The following is a 21,090-nucleotide window of genomic DNA, read 5'->3' as shown; positions in this document are numbered from 1 at the left end:
GGATAGCAGCGCGAGCTTTGATCCGTACAGAGTGGGGCGCCAATGCCAGAGGTCACTGCGCCCGCTGCAGCGAGGTAAAGCAGCGTGTGACGCCACCACGAGGGGATGGCGGCGTCACACGCTTGTTGGTGGTCAGTGCAGTTCCACCACCACCAGACCCTGCGGCGGGATATCGATGCTCAGGCGGCCGTTCTGCAGGGTGGCCTGTTCCGGAGCGGCGAGTTTGCCCGCCTCACGTAGCTGAGTGATCTCATCGCGGCTCGGGGTTGCCGGGCGGCCCATTTTGTCGAACGCGGCCACCGCGTTTCCGTGATCCTGGTCCAGGCGCCACACCGTGGCCTGCCTGGCGCTGCCCAGATGCTTCAGGTCCACATCAAAGTGCTTGGCTGCACCAGTCGGCACGCCCGGCGTGTAGTCGGCGGTGTCGCCCAGCGGCTTGGTGTAGTTCCACAGCGCCAGCACCACGGTGCCGTCGGCGCGGCGCGTGGCCAGCGCGCTGTCGGTCTTCAGCGGCAGCTGGGTATCGCCCAGCTTGTGCAGCATGGCGAACGCGTTGAACGCCGGCTTCTCGATGCGGTCGGCGGCGATCAGGCCGAAGCCGCCGTAGAACGGGGTCTTCACCACGCCCTGTTCGTCAAACACGTCCGAGAACGACCAGTAGCTCATCAGCTCCACCTTGCCCGCGCATTCGCGAATGGTGTTGGCCATCCACGGGCCCATGTAGACCGTGTCGGTGACGTTGGGCAGGTTGGCGTACGAGGCGTTGTATTCGCTGTAGATCAGCGGCAGCTTCGGGAACGGCGAGGCGACGATTTCCTGGTGCGACTTGTCCACCGCACGGCACACCATGTCGCGACGCGGAATGTTTTCCTTGGTCTTGAACACGTTGTCGGCGGTGTCATCGCCGTACACATGTGTGCTGACGAAATCGATCGGCGCGCCGCTCTGCTTCACATGCTTGAGGAAGTCCGGCAGCCATGCGGCCTGTGCGGTGGCAGGGCCGCCCACACGCAAGCGCTTGTCGACCGACTTCACCACGCGGGCCGAACGGTCATACAGGTCGTAATAGGTGGATTGTTCGGGCTTGCCGCCCCAGAACGCGAGGTTCGGCTCGTTCCACACCTCGAAGTACCAGCTGGAGACTTCCTCGATGCCGTAGCGCGCGATCTCGTGCTGCAGGAAGGCGCGCACCAGCGCGTCCCACTCGGCCGGATCCTTCGGCGGCATCACGTTGGGGTGATACCAGAAGTCGTGATGGCTGGCCGGATCGGTGCTCATTTCCGGCGGCATGAAGCCCAGCTCCACGAACGGCTTCACGCCGCGCGCGAGCAGGCCGTCATAGACCTGGTCCACGTAGCTGAAATTGAATTGCAGCTTGCCCTGCGGATCGCGATAGGCCACGCCCATGTCGCGGTCGAAGATGCCGTGGAAGCGGATATAGCTGAAGCCGGTGGCGCCCTTCACCGCTTCCAGATCCTTGCGGTAGTCATCGCGCAGCGCGAGCACGGCGCGGCCGGAGCCGAACATGTTTTCCCAGAAGTGGGGCAGCGGCGTGCCCTTGGCCGTCGCGTCGACCTGCAGTTGCACGGCGTCGCTACCGGCGGGCGCCGCATGCACTGAGCCAAGCAGGGCGAGGCAGGCCGCGGCGCAAGTGCGCAGGGCAAGGCGGCGGAGCGGCGACGGGGTAGTCATGACGAGTCCTTCGATCAACGGGGAGTGGGTTGGCCGGCCGTGATCGGGCGGCTACGATGTAAACGTTTACGGCGATGGTGACGGAGTCTCTTACAGACCGGGTCACCTGATCAATAAGGGAAGTTCACAGAATCCGGCGCCGCTGCGCTGCAGCATGAGCATGCATCCGATGTCAGACCCTATATCAAAGGCTTTTGCCCCTCTGCGGCGAGTCATGCTTTGCTGCATGGCATGGCTGGTCGCCACCGCCGCTTCCGCTGCACCGGCGGCCCCGCAGACCTGGGCCAACCCCATCGACATCGACTACCGCTACAACTTCGAGCAGATGAACGAGGGTATTTCCTATCGCACCGGCGCCGACCCGGCGATGGTGCGCTACGGCGACGCCTACTACCTGTTCATGACGCTCGCCGACGGCTACTGGCACTCCACCGATCTGCTGCACTGGGATTTCGTGAAGCCCGATCACTGGCCGTTCGACAGCGAGGTGGCGCCGGCGACCCTGGTCGCCGATGGCCGCCTGTTCCTCATGCAGTCCGCCACTGAACCGCGACCGCTGCTCGTATCCACCGACCCCGCGCATGGCCATTGGACCTTCTGGACCCGGCTGCTGCCGCCTGTGCCAGGCGCAGTCTCCAGCGTGGGCGAAGCGACCATGAAACCGGACGAGCTGCCGCCTGGTCCCTGGGATCCGGCGCTGTTCCAGGACCGCGACGGCAAGGTCTATCTGTACTGGGATTCGTCCAACGTCCACCCGCTCTACGGCGCCCGGCTCGACCTCCGATTTGCCGACATCGACCAGGGCGAGGGCAAGCGGCTTGCCTTCGTCACCCGACCGCAGCCGCTGCTTCAACTGGACCCGGCCCAGCACGGCTGGGAACGGTTCGGCCAGGACCACACCGACGAAACGACCAAGCCGTTTCTCGAGGGCGCCTGGATGAATCGACACGGTGACCGCTACTACCTGCAATACGCAGCGCCGGGTACCGAGTTCAATGTCTACGGCACGGGCGTGGTGGTGAGCGATGCGCCGCTCGGCCCGTTCCGTTATGCGCCTTACAACCCCGTCGGCGAGAAGCCCGGCGGTTTCGTCACCGGCGTGGGCCACGGCTCAACCTTCGAGGATGCCCACGGCAATGTGTGGAATAGCGGCACGTCGTGGATAGGGTCCAACTGGACCTTCGAGCGACGCATCGGCCTGTACCCGGCCGGTTTTCATACAGACGGCCAAATGTGGATCGATACGCGCTTCGGTGATTTTCCGCATCGCATGCCTGACCATGCCCTGCAGGACGGCGAAGACACCTTCACCGGATGGATGCTGCTGTCCTATCGCAAGAAGGCCACTGCATCGTCGTCCCAGCCCGGGCATCCTGCCTCGGCAGCGACGGATGAGAATCCACGCACGTTCTGGCTTGCCGCGAGCAACACGGCGGGCCAGACGCTGACGGTGGATCTGGGTGGCGAGCGCACGGTACGCGCCGTGCAGGTGAATTTTGCCGACTACCAATCAGGTCGCTACGGCGATGCGCCCGACATCGTCACGCAGTTCGTGCTGGAGGGATCGCGCGACGGCACGCATTGGAGCACGCTGGCCGATCTCTCCCATGAAACGCGCGATCGCGCCAACGCGTATATCGAACTCGATCAGGCGGCTCTTGTTCGCTATGTTCGCTATAACCACCGACATGTCGGCGCACACACGCTGGCCATTGCCGATCTACGCGTATTCGGCAACGCCACTGGCGCGCTGCCCGCGGCACCCACGCTGCTATCGGCCAGGCGCTCGAGCGACACGCGCGATGCCCAGATCGTCTGGGCGCCCGTGCCTGGCGCCGTGGGCTACAACGTCCGCTGGGGGCTGGCGGCCGATCGCCTGCATTCGACCTATCAGCGCTTCGCCGACCAGCCCACCCGACTTGTGCTGCATTCGTTGAACAAGGGCGTGAACTACGTGGTGGCGGTGGAAGCGTTCGATGAGCACGGTGTATCCGTGCTGTCGCGCGTACAGAACCTGCCTGCGGGCGATTGATCAGCCCGCCAGCGTCTGGCGCAACTGCTGCAGCGCCGGCAACAGCGTGTCGGGTTCGCGCAACGACTTGCGTGCGGCGCCGATGGCCTGACGCAGCCGGCCCGGGGTTTCGCCTCGCGCAATCACCTCGATGGCCGGTGCGCGGCAGGCCAGCAGCGTATCCACCCAATCGGCAGGCTGGATGCCATGAAAGCCTTGGGTGAATCGCCGCGCGGCGCGAAATGGTGCGGCCATGTCGGCCAGTTCATCCAGCGCCTTGGCCACGCGTGCGGGGCTGCGTTCGGGCGTCGCCGGATCGGTGGCCTCGGCCATCGCCGCAAGCGCGTCCGCCAGTCGGCGGCGCAATACATCGGTAGAACGCACCGGCAACACAAGCCACGCCGAAGCCAGGCCGATCACGGCGCCGATGACGATCTCCTCAAGTCGCTGCCACAACAGCATGCCCGGCGGCTGGGGCTCGAAGCCCYGCAGCAGCGCCAATGCCAGCGTGACGAACAACGCCCACCACGCATAACCGAGCGGACGCAGCCATACACCGAAGAACAACGCCGCCAGGATCCACACGCCGGTGGTGCCCGGGTTCGCCTGTGCATGAAAGCTCAGCGACATCGCGAGCACGGTGCCTGCGGCCGCGCCCAGGACGCGCAGGCCGCTCTTGTAAGCCACATCCAGCCGCCCGCGATTGCCGCTATGAACGATGAACGCCGTGAGTACGATCCAAGCCCAGCGTTCGGCAAAGCACAGGTAGCCGACCACAAACGAAAGCGTCAGGGCCACTGCCATCTGGATGGCCATACGCGTGCTGGCGGTGGGACGCAGCCCGCGTTCCTGCGTCGGCGTCGCGTGCGCATGCGACGGTGCCGTGATCGGCGGCAGCAGGCCCAACCGACGCCCCAGCAGATGGAACAGCGTGACCCAGAAGAGCGCCAACAAGGCCACCACGATCGGCACCAGCAGGACAGGGAGCGCGCCGCTATGGGCAGCGTGCACATGGGGCACGGTCAGCAAGGTGACAAACGGCAGGGCGATCAAGTGCCCCGCGCGGCGTGCCATCGGGCCGAAGTTGCGCAACCAGATCGACAGGAACATGCCGGCGACAAAGGTCAGCGCACCCACCCATGGCGTCTGCCGCAGCAGCATGCCCACGCCGATCGCCACCAGGCCCACCAGCGGCAGGACCACTGCTGCTTCCAGCCGACCGCGCAGGTCGCGATCCAGATGACTGCGCGACAACGACAGGCTCAACACCACCGCGAGCACGGCCGGCCCGCTGCCGGGTGCGATACCCAGTGTGCACAGTAACGTGGCCAATACGGCAAACATGGTCACCACCGCTTCCACCAGCGGTTGGATCAACACCGACGCACGCGTGCGGGCGATGCGGATCCAGGTGGGAAGGGCGTTGGTCACGTGCGCGTTCCTACGGTTGCGGTACGGTCAAACCGAACTTGCTGGCATGTCGTTCGATTTGCGGATCAAGCGCGCGCGCGGCAACCAGGTCGGCGTTGCCTGCATCCGGTTGACCACTGCGGACTTTCGCCAGGCCAAGTCCGTAGCGCGACCACGCGGAACCCGGGCCCAATGCAACGGCTTGCTCATAAGCCTTGATGGACTCGGGATAATGTCCCAGGCGCAGTTGGACCAGGCCCAGACTGTCGAGATAAGCCGGATCGGCGCCGTCGCGCTTGATGGCTTTGCGGCAATCCTTCAAGGCATCGTCCAGCACCTGATTGCTGAGCGCGCGCGCCCAACAGCGCTCGTTGAGTACGGAGCCCAGCATGGCGTCGTTGTCATGCAGACGGATCCAATCGTCGAGCAAGGGCAAGGCCGCGGCGGGCTGGTCGAGCCTGATGTACAAGGCGGCAATGGAACGTGCCCGGGCAGATCCAGCCGGCGCCAGCGCGCCAGCCGCCGCTGCATCAGTGGCAGCTCCAGCCAGGTCGTTGTTGGCGTAGCGATGTTCGGCGCGCATCTGCAAGGCATCGAGATTTTTTGGATCCAGGCTCAGCGCCTTGTCCAGGTCAGCGAGCGCTGCCCCAGGCTGCTTGTCCGCCATATGGGCTCGCGCACGGGCGGTGTAGTAAGCCGATTGATCGGGCGCCATGCGGATTGCTTGATCCAGCTCGGCCACGGCAGCCTTCGCTTCGCCGCGGGACAGGTGCGCCTGGCCCAGCAGGGCATGGTCGCTGGCGCTCTGGGATGCCGTGCCATTGTCTTGGGTCATCGTGCCAGCGGGTTTGGTTTCGTCGTCCGCCGCGGTTGCGAAGCTGAAGACGCGCCCACCGTTATAGGTGAAATAGGCCTTCTTCTTGCTGTTGGCAATGAACATGTGATGGGCGAGCAGGAAATCCACGCCCAGCAGCATCTCCGTCTGGTCGCCAAAATTCCCGTCGAGCACCATCATCTGGCTGTGCTGGATCGTTTCGGACCCCACCGAAAACGTATCGATGTTCGCGGTCCATGTCCTGACCGGTTTGGCGCCGATGCCGAAGGTGCTGGTGCCGGCCTGGAGGCCCAGGGCTTTCACATCGATGCCCGCGCGCTTGGCCGCATCGCGACTCAGCACGGTGGCTGCGGCGCCTGAATCGAGCACCGCCCGCACCTTTCTGCCATTGATGATGACCGTGACAAAAGTGCGCCGGTCGTACTCCCGGTCAGCTGGCTCCAGATCCACGACGTTGTAGTTGCCGTCCTTCACCCAGTACGCGAGCGAGCTCTTCTCGCAGTGCTCCGCCTTGAACAGCGTCACCTTGCCGTGGGCGAGATCGATCTCCAGATCGGCGAAATCGAGCAGGTTGGCGCCGAGCAATCCATCGCCTATGTCGGTCCCGCCCACGATGAAGTCCACGTTCTTGAGCGTGGTGCCAAGGATGCCGAACTCCTTGACGTGGGCCTGCTGGATACTCGTCTGGCCTCCTACGCCACCCATGCGATAGCCAAAAGGTGCGGGTTCCAGCTTGAGCCCCAGCGATGCGGCGTTGGCAGTCGACATGAAGTTGAAGAATGCCCCGGTGTCGAGCATGAAGCGCGTATCGGTGCCATTGATCTTCACCATGGTGGTGGCACGACTGCCGACCATGGCTACTGGCAGGCTGCCGTAGTCGCTCAAATGGCAGTCGTCAGCCCAGGCCTGGCCTGCGAGCAACATGCCGATCCCCATGCAGCACAACCGCAGCATCCCCATGCCTCTCCCCCGTTTGGCCGTGGCCGAAGCATAGAACGGCGACCAGCGGCGTTCAGCAGCGGCATGTCGAAACTCCCAACCTTCCAGGCTGGCAACCCGGAGGCATAGCCGCTACTCTTTCGTGCTGCAGCGCACCACTGCGCTGCCCCACGGCCCGAGTTGTCCCCATGTCCGCCTCTTCCCCCGCCCTGGCTCCGGGCGCGCCGCCTGTTCGCGTTCCCCACGTTGGACTGGTCATCCTTGCGCTTGCGGTCGGTGGCTTTGCCATCGGCACCACCGAATTCGCCACGATGAGCATGCTGCCGTTGTTCGCGCAGGGGCTGGGCATCGATGCGCCGACAGCGGGCCACGCGATCAGCGCCTATGCCTTGGGCGTGGTGGTCGGTGCGCCGGTGATCACCGTGCTGGGTGCGCGCATGCCGCGTCGCCGTCTGCTGGTGATGCTGATGGCAATGTTCACCGTGTTCAACGGTTTGACCGGACTCTCGCCCAGTTATCACTGGATGCTGCTGTTCCGTTTTCTCAGCGGCCTGCCGCACGGCGCTTACTTTGGCGTGGGCGCGCTGGTGGCCAGCTCGCTGGTGCCTGCCAATCGACGCACGCGCGCCGTGGGGCAGATGTTTCTGGGCCTCACCTGCGCCACCGTGGTGGGCGTGCCGCTGGCCAGCTGGCTTGGCGAGGCCGTGGGATGGCGCTGGAGTTTTGCGCTGGTAGCCCTGTTGGGCGTGGCGACCATGAGCGCCGTGTTGGCCTTCGCACCGAACACGCCGGCCGACGCCAACGCCAGCCCGTTGCGTGAACTGGGCGCGCTCAGGCGCTCGCAGGTGTGGCTGACGCTGGGCATCGGTGCGATCGGTTTTGGCGGCATGTTTGCCGTGTACACCTATCTGGCCGACATCCTGCTGCACGTGACCCATATGCCGCTCGAAAGCGTGCCCTGGGTGATGGGCGTATTCGGCATCGGCATGACGCTGGGCAATATGATCGTGCCGGCCTTTGCCGATCGCGCGTTGATGCGCACCGCCGGCGGCCTGCTGCTGTGGAGTGCGCTGATCCTCGCCTGTTTCCCGTTCGCCGCGGGCCATGTGTGGGCGCTCGGTGCCACGGTTTTCCTGATCGGCATCGGCGGTGCGCTTGGCACGGTGCTGCAGACCCGGTTGATGGACGTGGCCGGCGACGCCCAAGGCCTCGCCGCATCGCTCAATCATTCCGCCTTCAATGCCGCCAATGCGCTCGGCCCCTTCCTGGGCGGGCTGGCCATCGCACACGGCTATGGCTGGACCTCGCCTGGCTGGGTCGGCAGCGGACTGGCGCTGGGCGGCTTGTTGCTGTGGTCCGTTTCCGTGGCGATGGATCGTCGTGGCGATGCGGTCGTTGCGGCCCAATCCTGCTGACGGAGCACATGCGCCGCGTTGCGCGCAGGCGCTGGCCAACTGCTTGCCCGAAAAATTCCATCAGCGCAGCAGCAGCCGGGCCGATGCGTCAGTCAGGATCGCGAAGGTGGGAAATCCCCATGGATTTCTCTCGACCGCACAACACTGGCCGAGCGCCAACAGGGAGGAGCGCAATGAAGTGGTGGATGATCGCCGCGTGTTTGCTGGCTGCGAGCGCAAGCGCCAATGCCGAACCGTCGGTATGGCAGCCGTCAGCGGGACATACGCAAATACCGATCTGGCCGGGCGCTGCGCCTGACCTGCAACCGGTGCCAGGGCCCGAGAAGGAAACGAAAGGTGCGGTGACCAACGTGACCCGTCCGACAATGACGGTGTACGCCCCCAAAGGCGTCAACACCGGCGTAGCGGTCGTGGTGATTCCGGGCGGTGGCTTCCAGATTCTGGCCATCCAACTCGAAGGTACCGACGTCTGCGACTGGCTCACCTCGCAAGGCATCACCTGCGTGTTGCTGAAGTATCGCGTGCCCAGCATTCCCTACGTCTGGCAGACCGACAGCCGCCCGCACAACTTTCAATTGTCCGTGCCATCGCTGCAGGACACCCAGCGAACCTTGAGGCTGGTGCGCTCGCATGCCGCCCAATGGCAGATCGATCCGCACAAGATCGGCGTGCTCGGTTTTTCTGCAGGTGGGTATCTGGTCGCCGAGGCGAGCACCAACTTCAAGCGCCAGCTGTATAAGCCGGTTGATGATGCCGACAAGGAAAGCAGCCGCCCCGATTTTGCGGTGGCGATTTACCCAGGCCATCTAGCCACCGAGCACAACACCTTGAATCCCCGTGTGCCGGTCTCTCACGACACGCCGCCGACCTTCCTGGCGCAGGCGGAAGACGATCAGGTGGATGGCGTGGAGCAATCGCTCGTTTACTTCGCCGCGCTCAAGGACGCCGACGTGCCTGTTGAAATGCATATCTATGCGCACGGTGGGCATGCGTTCGGCATGCAGCATCCGGAGTTCCCGATCAACGAGTGGCCGAAACTCGTGCAGGTCTGGTTGCGGACGATCGGCGTAATCCCCCACTGAGCATGTCAGAACCCGGCGTCGCGATGGCGGCGCCGGGTTCCATTGTTTACCGCACGGGTGACGACGCATCAATCGCGCGAGCGGGCCACCACGCTGCCATCGGTGGGATCGACCAGGAGATTCACGTCGGTGCCCCGCTTGCTCTTGGCGTCGGCGCTCCACAGCCCTTCGGCGAACTTCACGTGCTTGACGTTCTGGAAGCCTGCCGTCGCCAGCTGTGCATTGACTTCGTTTTCGTTGAGCTTGGACGGCGCATCGGCCGGGTAGACCTTGCCATTGACGGGACCGACGGAGAGCTTGACCCACTTCTTGTCGCCGCCGCGGGCCTCGCTGCGCCACACGCCGTCCTTGAACTCCAGGCCCTTGACCTCCTTGTAGCCAGCGTTGGCGATGGAGGACTTGATCGCCTCTTCGGTCAACGCACCGGTCGGAGGCTGGTTGCTCCAGGTCGTGACGGTGGTGGTCTGGGTCGTCTGGGTGGTGGCACTGGTAGTGGACTGCGCCGCGGCGGGCATGGTCTGCGCGGACGCCATACTGGAAACAGCCAGTCCAATCACTAAGGGAAGCATGCGCTTGATCATGATGAACTCCTTTGCTGTTGGCGGCGCATCGTGCCGCCGGCGCGCGCATGTCCCAGTCAAAGGCTGCGTGAAACCGTCCGTGACACTTACCCGCGATTCAAGAAAAAAAAGGCCGCGCACGGCCCTGAGCGTCGTAGCGGAGCGCGGCGATGAACGCGTGCCAACAGAGCGTGGCGATGCGTTGAGAGGCTATGGATAAAAGACGCGACGGGCATCCCGCGAAGATGCTTCGCACGAGCTTGCTGGCTTTGCCAGCTGATCCATCCGCGCAGGCCGATGCGGCCATTCAATGCGCTCGGCCACAGTCAAGACGGCGCAGGTTCGCTATGCTGCGCGCATGGCATCGGGTTCATGCCGGGGTTTTGGCGCAATGAATCCGATCCTGTCGCCGTGATCGGCCAGGATCTTGTGTTGATGCGCAGACCCGGGAGTTTCGTGATCCAACTGAACTGCAGCGCGAGCGTAGGGTTTTGTGTGCGCCATGGATGAGCATCGATCCGAATCCAGGTGGGCCACGCTTGTCCCGGTCGGCTTGATTGCCCTGCTGACCCTGACCGCCCTTTATGCGCCGCGCTTGGAGCGTCCGGTGGTCGGCGCCCACATTGCACCTGCGACGCCGTCGCTGCTGCCCGCGGTCGAGCTATGGTTGAGCACGGCCGACCGTCGCCTGAAGCTGGCCCGACAACCCGACCTTGCGATGCGCGCCCGCGGCTCGGCGCCTGCCGATGTGGTGATCGACGTGCAGACCACCTACCAAAGCATGGTCGGCTTCGGCGCCGCGATGACCGACTCGTCGGCGTGGCTGCTGCAGAACGATCTCAGCGATACGCAGCGCAGTGCGCTGTTGCACGAGCTGTACGGTCCGCCGCCCAACCTCAACTTCAACATGATGCGCCTGACCATCGGCGCGTCGGATTTCTCGCTCAAGCCTTACACGCTGGACGATGTGCCGTTCGGGCAGACCGATCCGACATTGGAGCATTTCAATATCACGAGCAATTTGCGCGACGTGATTCCGAGCGTGCTCGAAGTGCTTTCCATCCATCCGGACTTGCAGATCGTGGCCACGCCATGGAGCGCACCGGCCTGGATGAAGACCAGCGAGAACCTGATTGGTGGCGAGTTGCTGGAGCAGTACGAGGAGACATACGCGGACTATCTGCTCAAGTACCTCGATACCTATAGCGGTTACGGCATCCCCATTTTCGCCCTGACCGTGCAGAACGAGCCCGGCTTCATACCGATCACTTATCCGGGCATGCAGATGCCGGCGGCCACGCGGGCACGCATCGTCGCGCAGTACCTGGGTCCCAAGCTGGCAAGCCGCAAATCCAACACGCGCATCCTGGAATGGGACCACAACTGGAATGCGCCCGAGCAGCCCCTGGCCGTCCTGGGCGACGCCGAGGCGGCACGCTACATCGACGGCGTTGCCTGGCATTGCTACGAAGGCAGCCCTTATGCGCAGGGCCGCGTGCATCGTGCCTTCCCCGACAAGGACGCCTATATCACCGAGTGTTCCGGTGGCGACTGGGCCTCCAGCGTCAAGGGCGAATTGCTGTGGTTCTCGCGCGACCTGTTGATTGCAGGCATCCGGCAGTGGGCGCGCGGCGTCATCTATTGGAACCTGGTTCTCGATGAGAAACATGGCCCGCACTTTGGCGGCTGCGACGCCTGCAAGGGCGTGGTGACGATCGACTCGGCCACGGGTGAGGTGAGCCGCAACGATGAATACTACGCGTTGGCGCACTTCAGTCGATTCGTGCTGCCCGGTGCGCTGCGGATCAACTCCACCGCTACCGAGAAGGGTCTGGACAACGTGGCCTTCCTCAATCCCAGCGATGGCTCGATCGTACTGGTGATGGTGAACAGCAGCGTGGACCCACGCAACGTCTCCGTGGCGGAAGGCCAGACCCGTTTCGACTACACCATGCCGCCGCAAAGCGTGGCGACCCTGGTGTGGAATCCGAACCAGGCGAACGCATGGCTGCGACGTGCGCTCGAGTGGCTGCAACGATCCCGTTGACCAACGTCAAGTGAACCGCCCACGTGGCATGACGACGAACAGTTGCCACATCACCCTTACGTAACAACCACACGTGCATGCTGCATGGGCGCCAGGATAGAAAGTCTCCTCCTTGGCAGGCGTCTCAGCCTCGCGGTCCTCTCCCTAACGCCATCTGAGTATTTCTCCGATCTGTATCGGAGTTGCGGCTACGTCCGCTCTGGATCCGCATTTCGGATCTTCACTAAAGGCAAATACTCATGTCCACCAACGATTCCAACGTGTCTCGCGTTAGCAGCAAGAACCTCGTCGAAACAGCGGCTGCCAACGGCAGCTTCCATACCCTTGGCAAGGCGCTTGAAGCGGCAGAACTCACCAACGTGTTGAAGGGCACCGGCCCGTACACGGTCTTTGCGCCGACGGATGAGGCATTCGAGAAGCTGCCCAAGGATGTGCTGTCCAATTGGCTCAAGCCGGAAAACAAGGCCGAATTGATCTCGGTGCTGAAGTATCACGTGCTGCCGGGCCGCGCTTCGGCCGCGGACGTCGAGAAGCTCACCACACCGAAGATGATGCAGGGTCAGACCGCGACGGTCACCAAGGATGGCGACAAGCTCCGCATTGGCGCAGCCACCATCACCAAGGCAGACATCACCTCGAGCAATGGCATCATCCACGCGATTGATACCGTGAACGTGCCCACCAAGCACTAACCAGTACGGGTTGTGGTGGGGCAGCGCCCCGCCACAACACCTGTCGACCCATCGACAGGGATTCGCGTCCACCGGGGCGCAGCGTCAAAACTCAAGGTGACTATCATGGCTGGCCATTTTCGCTTTACCTCCCGACCCACTCGGCTAGCTAAGCTCATCCAGTCCGTCGGTGATCTGTTCGATCACGTGTTTGGTGAACCCTACAGGCAGCTCTCACCGGTGCTGTCGCAGCGGCAGCAGCTTGCCGCAGCGATGGAAGCGGCGCGCCGGCTCAAACGCGGCGCCGGACGATGATCCTCGGCGCCGTCACGCGATTCGGATATTTCTTCCGACCTTTTCGACGAGGCGCGTATCGACACGCGCCATCGATCGAAGAGCTGCATGTGATGCGCAAGAGCTGGTTGTCGCGAGTCACCGACTTGCGCCGCCGTTGGGTACGCGCCGCCGTGGAAGCGGTCTCGCGCTAGCCCATGGGGCCCTGCCGGAGCACGGATTGGCGTGCTCCCCTTTTAAGTCAGCGGCATCTCAGCCCTGAACAGCGCCACCTTTCCAACCTGCCATACAGTGACCTTGGCGAAATATTCGCTGAGTGCCGACTGCAAACTTGCCAGCGTGTCGTGGCGGTTTCCAAAGATGCCCTTGCGGTTGTAAAGCCCCATGAGGCGGCGCCCCAGCCAGTTGTGGTTGGCCTCATCGCCGAGGATGGTCGCGCCATACAGCTCGCCGCCCGGGGTCAGGTGAGTACCAAGCGTGGAAAACACCTTGCGCGCCTTGTCGGTCATCGTGCCCGGCAGGCAATGCAGGAGATAGAACAGGGAAATCGAATCGAACGTCCTGTCGCCGAGCGCACCGCTGGGCTGCAATACGTCATCGCGCACCAGCGTTGGCTGCAAGTTCGCGATGCGCGACGCTGCAGCCTTCAAGCTGTTGTCATTGAGATCCAGCAAGGTGACTTTCTGCCCGGGCTTGTCCGCGCTATGCGCCAGGTAGTAGCCCGAACCGACGCCCACATCGAGATGGTTGGAGCTCAGGTGTTGCTGGAAAAAAGGCAACAGCACGGCGTCCGTTGGACACTTCCACGCATAGTTGTTCGAGAAGCCCAGGACCCAGCGGTCATAAATCTTCAATACGCGATCTGAGTAGACGGCTGCGCCGTGCTCGGAATCGAGGGGGGCGGAAGGTTTGCTCATAGGTAACAGTGCTTCAGGCGGGGATGGGGAAAGGTGCGAAAGCGTCGATAGGGTACACGGCGACAGCATCGTGTTTTCAGCGCTGAGTCTCATGCACCTGCTGGCGACGTTCTTGCCATCACGTCGATCCATCCATCAGGACGCTTGGGCGTGCGCACGTGGCACGCATGTCAGATCTTGCGATGCAAGGGTTGAGAAGTCCGGTGGCGGAAAACTGATACCAAAGCTTGATAGACCCCTTTGCAAAGCCGGGGCAATCTTCGCGGACAGAGAACCGAACCATCGATCCATCGAGCGTGGTCGCCTGAAGCGGGAGGCATTCCATCGGGCGAGATGACAGGTCCTGGTCGCATCTAACGAGGGGTTACGGCATGAAGATACTGATGGTACTCACCTCACACGACATACTCGGAAACACGGGAAGGAAGACCGGCTTCTGGCTCGAAGAATTTGCGGCGCCGTATTACGTTTTTACCGATGCCGGCGTATCGGTGACGGTCGTATCACCCAAGGGCGGGCAGCCACCCATCGATCCCAAGAGCGATGACCCGAGCAATCAGACTCCTGCGCAGACCCGTTTCAAGGAAGACAAGGTGGCACAGAAGGTCTTGTCCAACACCGCACGCCTCGACTCCGTGTCTTCGAAGGACTTCGACACCGTGTTCTATCCGGGTGGCCACGGTCCCATGTGGGATCTCGCCGAAGATCCGGTCTCGATCAAGTTGATCGAATCGTTTTACGACAGCGGCAAACCCATTGCCTTTGTATGCCACGCTCCCGGCGTGTTGAGGCACGTCAAACACAAGGGCGAGCCACTGGTGAAGGGCAAGCACGTCACTGGCTTCACCAACGGCGAAGAAGAAGAAGTCCAGCTCACCCACGTCGTTCCCTTCCTGGTCGAAGACGAGCTGTTGAAGCTCGGCGCCACTTTCGAGAAGAAGGCCAACTGGGAAGTGTTCGCCGTCACCGACGGTCGCCTCGTCACCGGTCAGAACCCTGCCTCTTCGACGGCCGGCGCGAAGGCACTCATGGCCCTGTTCAAATAGGTTGGCGAGGAGTGGAGCCGACCGCGACGAGCATCGGGCGCTGACAGAAGCGCGCCTGGGCGACCGGCTTCGACAACCCCATAGATCGGCCCCCGCCCCATGCGGCGTTGCACCAAGCCGGCGCATTGTCCATGATGGTGCAATGAACGATACAGCAGCGCGAGGGTGGGCGGAGCCGTTGGCGACCGGGATGGCGCTGGCGGACGAGCGGCTGCGCCTGTTGTGGGTGAATCCGGCCTTGGCGGAATTGCTCGATATCGGTCCGCGCAGTGCCGTGGGGCAGTCGCTGGTGGTGTTGTTGCATCGACCGGAGTGGATGGCGCTGGCCGAGCGCGCCCTGCAGGAGCCATCGCCGCACCAATTGCGTGGCATCGACATACCGTCGGCGCGCGGCGAGATGGCGCGGGTCGATGTGTCGATGCAGCGGCTTGCCAGTGGCGAGCTGTTGCTCGAAGTGCATGCGCTGGCGCCGCCGGCTCCCTCGGGCACGCCGCTTTCGGCTACGTTGCGCGGGTTCGCCCATGAGGTGAAGAATCCCCTGGCCGGTTTGCGCGGTGCGGCGCAGTTGCTGCAGCGGCGCGTCGAGGACGACCAGCTGCGCAGCCTTGCCGGCCTGGTGATTGCCGAAGCCGATCGGCTGGCCGCCCTGGCCAATCGCCTGTTGCACCATGACGGCGCCGCAGCGCAATTGGGTGACGTCAACATCCACGTGCAACTGGAGCGACTCGGCGACCTGCTGATGGCCGAACCCGCGCCACCGACCGTACGCCACGACTACGACCCGAGCCTGCCTGACATCTACGGCGACGCCGACCGTCTGCTGCAGCTGCTGCTCAACCTGGCGCGCAACGCCGTCGAAGCAGGCGCGAAAACCCTGGTGTTCCGCACCCGTGCCGAACCATCGGTACGGCTGGGCGAACGCATGGCGCGCATGGCGCTGCGCGTGGACGTGGTCGATGACGGCCCGGGCGTACCCGAACATCTGCGCGATACCTTGTTCGAACCGCTGGTATCCGGTCGCGCCGATGGCAGTGGACTGGGACTGGCGCTGGCGCGGGAGATTGCGCGCGAGCACGGTGGCGAGCTGCGCCATGTGGATCGCGCAGGCGAAACCACGTTCTCCCTTTATCTGCCCATGGGGCACGCGCATGACTGAATCAGCCCACGAGATCTGGATTGCCGACGATGATCGCGGCGTGCGCTTCGTGCTCGCCGAAGCGCTGCGCGACGCCGGCCTCGACGTGCGCGAGTTCGGCGACGCCGAGGCGGTACGCGACGCACTGCGCTCCTCGTCGCCCGCCTTGTTGCTCACTGACGTACGCATGCCGGGCGAGGGTGGACTTGCCCTCATCGCCGCGCTGAAGGCACAAGGCCTGGGCCCGGTGATCGTGATGAGCGCTTTTACCGATGTGGCGACCACGGCGGCGGCTTATCGCGCCGGCGCGGTGGACTATCTCGCCAAGCCGTTCGATCTCGATCAGGCGGTGGCCGCCGTGCAGCGCGCGCTGGCCGATCTGCCGACTGCGACGACGACGCCTGAAGCGGCCCCTGCGCCAACCCACGCCTTGCTGGGCGATAGCCCGGCCATGCGCGAAGTGTTTCGCCTGATCGGTCGCGTGGCGGCAAGCGATCTCAACGTGCTGATCACCGGCGAAACCGGTACCGGCAAGGAGCTGGTGGCGCGTGCCCTGCATGACGAAAGCGCGCGCCGCGGCAAACCCTTCGTGGCGCTCAACACGGCGGCGATTCCCAGCGAACTGCTGGAAAGCGAATTGTTCGGCCACGAGGCGGGTGCCTTCACCGGGGCCACGCGCCGCCATGCCGGACGCTTCGAACAGGCCGAAGGCGGCACGCTGTTTCTCGATGAGATCGGCGATATGCCGCTGGCCTTGCAGACGCGCCTGCTGCGCGTGCTGGCGGGCGGCGAGTTCTATCGCGTGGGCGGTCGTGAACTGATCCGCGGCAATGTGCGCATCATCGCCGCCACCCACCAGGACCTGGATGCGCGCGTCGCCGCCGGCCAGTTCCGTGCCGATCTCAAGCATCGCCTCGATGTGGTGCGCATCGAACTGCCGCCGCTGCGCCAGCGACGCTCGGATATCCCGCTGCTGGCACGGCACTTCCTTGCCAGTGCCGCGCAGGAACTGCATCTCGCGCCCAAGCGGTTTTCCAAGGCGGCACTCAAGGTCGTGGGGCAGCGCGACTTCTCGGGCAATGTGCGCGAGCTGGAAAACCTGTGCCGTCGACTGGCGGTGATTGCGCCGGGCAACGAGATTCTTCCCGCGGACCTGGGCGCGGGTGCCGCGAACAGTCCGGCTGGCGGCTGGACCGACGCCTTGCGCGAATGGGTGACGCAGGCCCTGGCCGATGGCGAGCTCGACATCCACACACGTGCCCGGGCAGCGCTCGACCAGACCCTGCTGCAAGTCGCGCTCGAAGCGCACGAAGGCCATCGCCAGCATGCGGCCGCCGCGCTGGGCGTTGGCCGCAACACCTTGACCCGCAAGCTCGGCGCGTCACGAACGCGCGGGCCTGCCAAGCCTTGAGAGATCCCGCATGAGCATCGAGATACGCATCGCCCACCGCGACGATATTGCGCATATTGCGCAATGGAACACCGCCATGGCGTGGGAAACCGAGCAGAAGTCACTGGCGCCCGAGGTGATCGAGCGTGGCGTGACGGCGGTGTTCGACGAACCGCGACGCGGCTTCTATCTGGTGGCCGAACGTGCGGGCGAGCCGGTGGGATGCCTGCTGGTGACCTACGAATGGAGCGACTGGCGTGCGGGAGACTTCTGGTGGATCCAGAGCGTCTACGTGGTGGAGTCGGCGCGTCGGGAAGGCGTGTTTCGCAGCCTGTACGACGATGCGAAGCAGCGCGCGGGTCAGGCTGGAGCCGTTGGCTTGCGTTTGTATGTGGAGACGGAGAATGAGCGGGCGCAGCGCACGTATGCTGGGCTCGGCATGGAGCGGTGTCATTACTTCATGTACGAAGCGGAATTCTGAGGCGTTGGTCGCGCACAGGGTGCGCTCCTACAAGGGGCGCGGTATGGCTCAGGCGGGCAGCAGCTGCTGACTGAACTGTTCGGGCGGTATCGCGGTGCCGAACAGGAAGCCCTGCAGCAGTGAGCAGCCGGCGCGGCGAAGGTGTTCCGCTTGCGCCGCAGTCTCCACGCCTTCGGCCACCACGCTCATGTCCAGGCCGCGAGCCATGGTGATGATGGCGTCGGTGATGGCAGCGTTGTCCGCATCGGTGGCGATATCGCGCACGAAGGTGCGGTCGATCTTCAGCGCGTCGATCGGGAAATACTTCAGGTAGGACAGGCTGCAATAGCCGGTGCCGAAATCGTCCAGCGCGAGGCTGACGCCCAGGTCCTTGATGCCTTGCATCAGCGCCCGGCTCTGGTCGCCCGCGGACATCACCATGCGCTCGGTGAGTTCCAGCTCGATCAGCGATGGCGGCAGCTGCGCTTCTTCCAGCGCACTCTTGAGCGTGGCATGGAAACCCGGGTGCTGGAACTGCGGCGCAGCCACGTTCACCGCCACCACGATGGGCCTGCCGGCGCGATACCACGCACCGGCCTGTCGACAAGCCTGGCGGATGACCCACTCGCCGATGGGTACGATCAGGCCGCTTTCTTCGGCCACCGGAATGAACTGGTCCGGCATGTAGACGTCGCGGCCTTCCACCTGCCAGCGCAAAAGCGCTTCGGCGCCGACGATGACGCCGGTGCGCGCATCGACCTTGGGCTGGTAGTGCAGATGCAGGTCGCCACGTTTGAGCGCCTTGCGCAGATCCTGCTCGATGCGCAGGCGCGCCGCCGGCAGTTCGCTCATCTGCGAGGTGAAGAAGCGGTAGTCGTTGCGACCCTTCATCTTCACTTCGTACATGGCGATGTCGGCGTTGCGCAGCATCGCTTCGGCATCGAGGGCATCGTCGGGATAAACGCTGATGCCCACGCTATAGGTGATGTTGAACTCGCCCATCTTGCTGRCCGGCGAGGCCTGCCACAGCCGCATCAGTTTCTCGCACAGCTGGCTGGCACCCGAACGCCCGTCAACGTGCGAAAGCAGCACCACGAATTCGTCGCCGCCGATGCGGCTGACGGTGTCTTCGTTGCGCAGGTGATGGCGAAGGTGTGCCGCAAACTCACGCAGCAGATCGTCGCCGGCGCTGTGGCCCAACGCGTCGTTGATCAGCTTGAAGTGATCGATGTCGATGTGCAGCAGCGCGGCTTCGTCGTGACGGCGCACCGCGGCGGCCAGCACCTGCTCCAGGCGCGACTGCAGCAGGCTGCGGTTGGGCAGGCCGGTGAGCGTGTCGTGCTGCGCCAGGTGCGCCATCTTCAGCGCCAGCGCGCGCGTCTCGCTCACGTCGTGGAACACCAGCACGCCGCCGATGACGCTGCCGGCATGGTCGTGGATCGATGCGGCGGAATCTTCGATCGGCGTTTCGAAACCGTTGCGATGCAGCAGCACCGCATTGCCTTTCAGTTCCACGATGGCATCGCGCGTGATGGCATCGAGCAGCGGGCTGTGCAACGGTTCGCGCGTGCGGCTGTCGATCAGGCGGAACACCTCGCTCATCGGCTTGCCGACCGCTTCGGCCTGGCTCCATCCGGTCATCGCCTCGGCGATCGGGTTGAGCGAGGTCACGCAATGCCGCAGATCCGTGGTGATCACCGCGTCCCCGATCGAGCGCAAGGTCACTTCGGCCAGCTCGCGTTCGCGGAACAGGGCTTCCTCATAAGACTTGCGCTGGCTGATGTCGAGGATTTGCGCGACGGCGTGATACGGCTCGCCATTGATTGCACGCACCAGCGAAACGCTGAGCAGCACGTACACCACATGACCATCGCGGTGGATGTAGCGCTTCTCCAATTGATACGTCTCGCGCCGGCCCTCCCGTAGTGAGCGCGACAGCTCGCGCGAGGCGGGCAGGTCGTCGACGTGGGTGAGATCGGGCAGGGCGCGCGTCAGCAGTTCCTGTTCGCTATAGCCCAGCATGTCGCACAGTGCTGCGTTGACGCGGAGCATCTGGCCTTCGGTGGTGACCAGCGCCATGCCGATCGGCGCATGCTGGAACGCGCCGAAGAAACGCTGCTCGCTTTCGCGCAGCTGCAATTCCAGCGCATGGCGCGCGGTGATGTCGGTAAACACGGTGAACACGCCGCGCACCTGGCCGTCGTCATCCACGTCCGGCTGGAAATTGCCGTGCACATAGCAGCGCGCGGCGCCGGCAAACAGTTCGCCTTCGTAGACGGCGGGCTCGCCGGCCAGGGCTTGCTCAAGGCAGGCGCCGGCGCGTTCCAGATTCCACATGCCGATGACTTCGTCGACCGTGCGACCCATCATGCGTGCGGGGTCGATGCCCAGCCAGGTGCGATGGGTGGCGTTGACGAAGCGAAAACGCCGGTCGCGATCCACATAGGTGATCAAGGCGGGCGCGCCGTCCAGCACGTGGGCGGGCCAATGCGCCTCGCCTCCTGCTGGGACGAACTCGTGATCGGTTTCGCGCATCTTCGGTTCGGCCCGCTGGCGCACCCCCCGCGCCTTGTCAGCGCATCATGCGCCAACTGAAGCCGGCTGTGCAGGGTCCTTGCTCAACTCCAACGAGCAAGCATTCAGTGCAAGGCCTGGGCGGGCGCACCAAGCTGGCCATCGGCATCGAGCAGGATGCAGCCCAGCGCATGTAAATCGGCAGGCACACCATGGCGTTGCGCCAGCTCGGTCACCAGCGGACCCAGGGCCTTGGGATGCAGCGGATAGCCATGCGCGAGCACGCGGGCACGGCCGCCGTCGCCACGCTGCGCAAGCGTCACCGCCACCACGCCCAGGCCAGGTGCTTCGTGCGCATACAGCGCCGGCGCGTCGTAACCGGCATCAGCGTTGCCGAAGGTTTCGAGCAAGTAGCCCGAGCCGGGCTCGCCATCAGCAAACACCAGCGGCACGTGATGCGCATCGAGCAGTGCGGCGTATTGGCGCAGTTCGAATACCGCACCGGCGACATCGTGGGCGCGCTGATGGAGATCGTTCGGTTGACTGCGCAACCAGTCGGCAGGCGATTGCACTTCGACCTTGCCCTGGTGATAGCGCAGTGCCAGGCCACGCGCGCTGAGCGTGCTCTCATCGCGATAGGGCGTGAGCAGGGCGGCCTCGAGCAGGCTCCAT

The 21,090-nt window shown here is 64.2% G+C and carries 16 protein-coding genes and 1 pseudogene; 10 read left to right on the top strand and 7 right to left on the bottom strand.

The window, feature by feature from the left end:
* Window positions 1-132: 132 nt before the first annotated feature.
* Complete coding sequence (locus AC1DMG_RS02665) at window positions 133-1,692, bottom strand: GH39 family glycosyl hydrolase (protein WP_441601756.1); 1,560 nt, start codon at window positions 1,690-1,692, stop codon at window positions 133-135.
* A 226-nt stretch (window positions 1,693-1,918) separates the two neighbouring features.
* Between AC1DMG_RS02665 and AC1DMG_RS02660 the strand changes: the two genes are divergently transcribed.
* Entirely contained in the window at window positions 1,919-3,724 is a 1,806-nt protein-coding gene (locus AC1DMG_RS02660; protein ID WP_441601755.1) for a family 43 glycosylhydrolase, read from the top strand.
* On the opposite strand, the gene AC1DMG_RS02655 is transcribed toward AC1DMG_RS02660, so the two are convergent.
* Window positions 3,725-5,134 (bottom strand): FUSC family protein, encoded by a 1,410-nt coding sequence (locus AC1DMG_RS02655; RefSeq protein ID WP_477180157.1) that lies wholly within the window; start codon window positions 5,132-5,134, stop codon window positions 3,725-3,727.
* 10 nt (window positions 5,135-5,144) lie between these two features.
* A complete protein-coding gene (locus tag AC1DMG_RS02650; protein WP_441601753.1) occupies window positions 5,145-6,872 on the bottom strand; it encodes an aspartyl protease family protein in 1,728 nt (575 codons plus the stop codon).
* Between the two features lie 203 nt (window positions 6,873-7,075).
* Between AC1DMG_RS02650 and AC1DMG_RS02645 the strand changes: the two genes are divergently transcribed.
* Window positions 7,076-8,302: an MFS transporter gene (locus AC1DMG_RS02645; protein ID WP_441601752.1), complete on the top strand. Its 1,227-nt coding sequence runs from the start codon at window positions 7,076-7,078 to the stop codon at window positions 8,300-8,302.
* Window positions 8,303-8,475: 173 nt separating this feature from the next.
* A complete protein-coding gene (locus AC1DMG_RS02640) occupies window positions 8,476-9,384 on the top strand; it encodes an alpha/beta hydrolase (protein ID WP_441601751.1) in 909 nt (302 codons plus the stop codon).
* A gap of 68 nt (window positions 9,385-9,452) precedes the next feature.
* On the opposite strand, the gene AC1DMG_RS02635 is transcribed toward AC1DMG_RS02640, so the two are convergent.
* A complete protein-coding gene (locus tag AC1DMG_RS02635; protein ID WP_441601750.1) occupies window positions 9,453-9,965 on the bottom strand; it encodes a PepSY domain-containing protein in 513 nt (170 codons plus the stop codon).
* Between the two features lie 481 nt (window positions 9,966-10,446).
* Between AC1DMG_RS02635 and AC1DMG_RS02630 the strand changes: the two genes are divergently transcribed.
* From AC1DMG_RS02630 to AC1DMG_RS02620, 3 genes are all read left to right on the top strand, one after another.
* On the top strand, window positions 10,447-11,991 hold the full coding sequence (locus AC1DMG_RS02630; RefSeq protein ID WP_441601749.1) for a glycoside hydrolase family 30 protein: 1,545 nt from the start codon (window positions 10,447-10,449) through the stop codon (window positions 11,989-11,991).
* Between the two features lie 239 nt (window positions 11,992-12,230).
* Window positions 12,231-12,683, top strand: a complete 453-nt coding sequence (locus AC1DMG_RS02625) for a fasciclin domain-containing protein (RefSeq protein ID WP_441601748.1) — start codon at window positions 12,231-12,233, stop codon at window positions 12,681-12,683.
* 105 nt (window positions 12,684-12,788) lie between these two features.
* A complete protein-coding gene (locus AC1DMG_RS02620) occupies window positions 12,789-12,977 on the top strand; it encodes a hypothetical protein (RefSeq protein ID WP_441601747.1) in 189 nt (62 codons plus the stop codon).
* 215 nt (window positions 12,978-13,192) lie between these two features.
* Here AC1DMG_RS02620 and AC1DMG_RS02615 read toward each other — a convergent pair whose 3' ends face one another.
* The gene (locus AC1DMG_RS02615; RefSeq protein WP_477178520.1) at window positions 13,193-13,966 is read right to left on the bottom strand and encodes a class I SAM-dependent methyltransferase; all 774 of its coding nucleotides are present in this window, start codon (window positions 13,964-13,966) and stop codon (window positions 13,193-13,195) included.
* A gap of 278 nt (window positions 13,967-14,244) precedes the next feature.
* On the opposite strand from AC1DMG_RS02615, the gene AC1DMG_RS02610 reads away from it, so the two are divergent.
* From AC1DMG_RS02610 to AC1DMG_RS02595, 4 genes are all read left to right on the top strand, one after another.
* A complete protein-coding gene (locus AC1DMG_RS02610; RefSeq protein WP_441601745.1) occupies window positions 14,245-14,919 on the top strand; it encodes a type 1 glutamine amidotransferase domain-containing protein in 675 nt (224 codons plus the stop codon).
* A 142-nt stretch (window positions 14,920-15,061) separates the two neighbouring features.
* Window positions 15,062-16,075, top strand: coding sequence for a two-component system sensor histidine kinase NtrB (locus tag AC1DMG_RS02605; protein WP_441601714.1), 1,014 nt, complete (start codon window positions 15,062-15,064; stop codon window positions 16,073-16,075).
* The gene (gene ntrC / locus AC1DMG_RS02600) at window positions 16,068-17,465 is read left to right on the top strand and encodes a nitrogen regulation protein NR(I) (protein ID WP_441601713.1); all 1,398 of its coding nucleotides are present in this window, start codon (window positions 16,068-16,070) and stop codon (window positions 17,463-17,465) included. Before AC1DMG_RS02605 ends, ntrC begins: the two co-directional genes overlap by 8 nt.
* A gap of 10 nt (window positions 17,466-17,475) precedes the next feature.
* On the top strand, window positions 17,476-17,925 hold the full coding sequence (locus tag AC1DMG_RS02595) for a GNAT family N-acetyltransferase (protein WP_441601712.1): 450 nt from the start codon (window positions 17,476-17,478) through the stop codon (window positions 17,923-17,925).
* Between the two features lie 48 nt (window positions 17,926-17,973).
* Here the strand turns inward: AC1DMG_RS02595 and AC1DMG_RS02590 are convergent, their stop codons facing one another.
* Complete coding sequence (locus AC1DMG_RS02590; RefSeq protein WP_477180156.1) at window positions 17,974-20,439, bottom strand: sensor domain-containing protein; 2,466 nt, start codon at window positions 20,437-20,439, stop codon at window positions 17,974-17,976.
* 104 nt (window positions 20,440-20,543) lie between these two features.
* Window positions 20,544-21,090: pseudogene (locus tag AC1DMG_RS02585) on the bottom strand (hypothetical protein); the annotation flags it as partial.

The organism is Dyella sp. 01N36 (assembly GCF_056399745.1).
The sequence above is the reverse complement of the archived record's forward strand: the minus strand, read 5'-3'. Positions and strand labels throughout refer to the sequence as shown.

Bases quoted from the DNA above. Each gene is read 5' to 3' on its own strand.
- AC1DMG_RS02665 (WP_441601756.1), bottom strand. From the start codon at position 1,692: ATGACTACCCCGTCGCCGCTCCGCCGCCTTGCCCTGCGCACTTGCGCC.
- AC1DMG_RS02660 (WP_441601755.1), top strand. From the start codon at position 1,919: ATGGCATGGCTGGTCGCCACCGCCGCTTCCGCTGCACCGGCGGCCCCG.
- AC1DMG_RS02650 (WP_441601753.1), bottom strand. From the start codon at position 6,872: ATGTTGCTCGCAGGCCAGGCCTGGGCTGACGACTGCCATTTGAGCGAC.
- AC1DMG_RS02645 (WP_441601752.1), top strand. From the start codon at position 7,076: ATGTCCGCCTCTTCCCCCGCCCTGGCTCCGGGCGCGCCGCCTGTTCGC.
- AC1DMG_RS02640 (WP_441601751.1), top strand. From the start codon at position 8,476: ATGAAGTGGTGGATGATCGCCGCGTGTTTGCTGGCTGCGAGCGCAAGC.
- AC1DMG_RS02635 (WP_441601750.1), bottom strand. From the start codon at position 9,965: ATGATCAAGCGCATGCTTCCCTTAGTGATTGGACTGGCTGTTTCCAGT.
- AC1DMG_RS02630 (WP_441601749.1), top strand. From the start codon at position 10,447: ATGGATGAGCATCGATCCGAATCCAGGTGGGCCACGCTTGTCCCGGTC.
- AC1DMG_RS02625 (WP_441601748.1), top strand. From the start codon at position 12,231: ATGTCCACCAACGATTCCAACGTGTCTCGCGTTAGCAGCAAGAACCTC.
- AC1DMG_RS02620 (WP_441601747.1), top strand. From the start codon at position 12,789: ATGGCTGGCCATTTTCGCTTTACCTCCCGACCCACTCGGCTAGCTAAG.
- AC1DMG_RS02615 (WP_477178520.1), bottom strand. From the start codon at position 13,966: ATGAGACTCAGCGCTGAAAACACGATGCTGTCGCCGTGTACCCTATCG.
- AC1DMG_RS02610 (WP_441601745.1), top strand. From the start codon at position 14,245: ATGAAGATACTGATGGTACTCACCTCACACGACATACTCGGAAACACG.
- AC1DMG_RS02605 (WP_441601714.1), top strand. From the start codon at position 15,062: ATGAACGATACAGCAGCGCGAGGGTGGGCGGAGCCGTTGGCGACCGGG.
- ntrC (WP_441601713.1), top strand. From the start codon at position 16,068: ATGACTGAATCAGCCCACGAGATCTGGATTGCCGACGATGATCGCGGC.
- AC1DMG_RS02595 (WP_441601712.1), top strand. From the start codon at position 17,476: ATGAGCATCGAGATACGCATCGCCCACCGCGACGATATTGCGCATATT.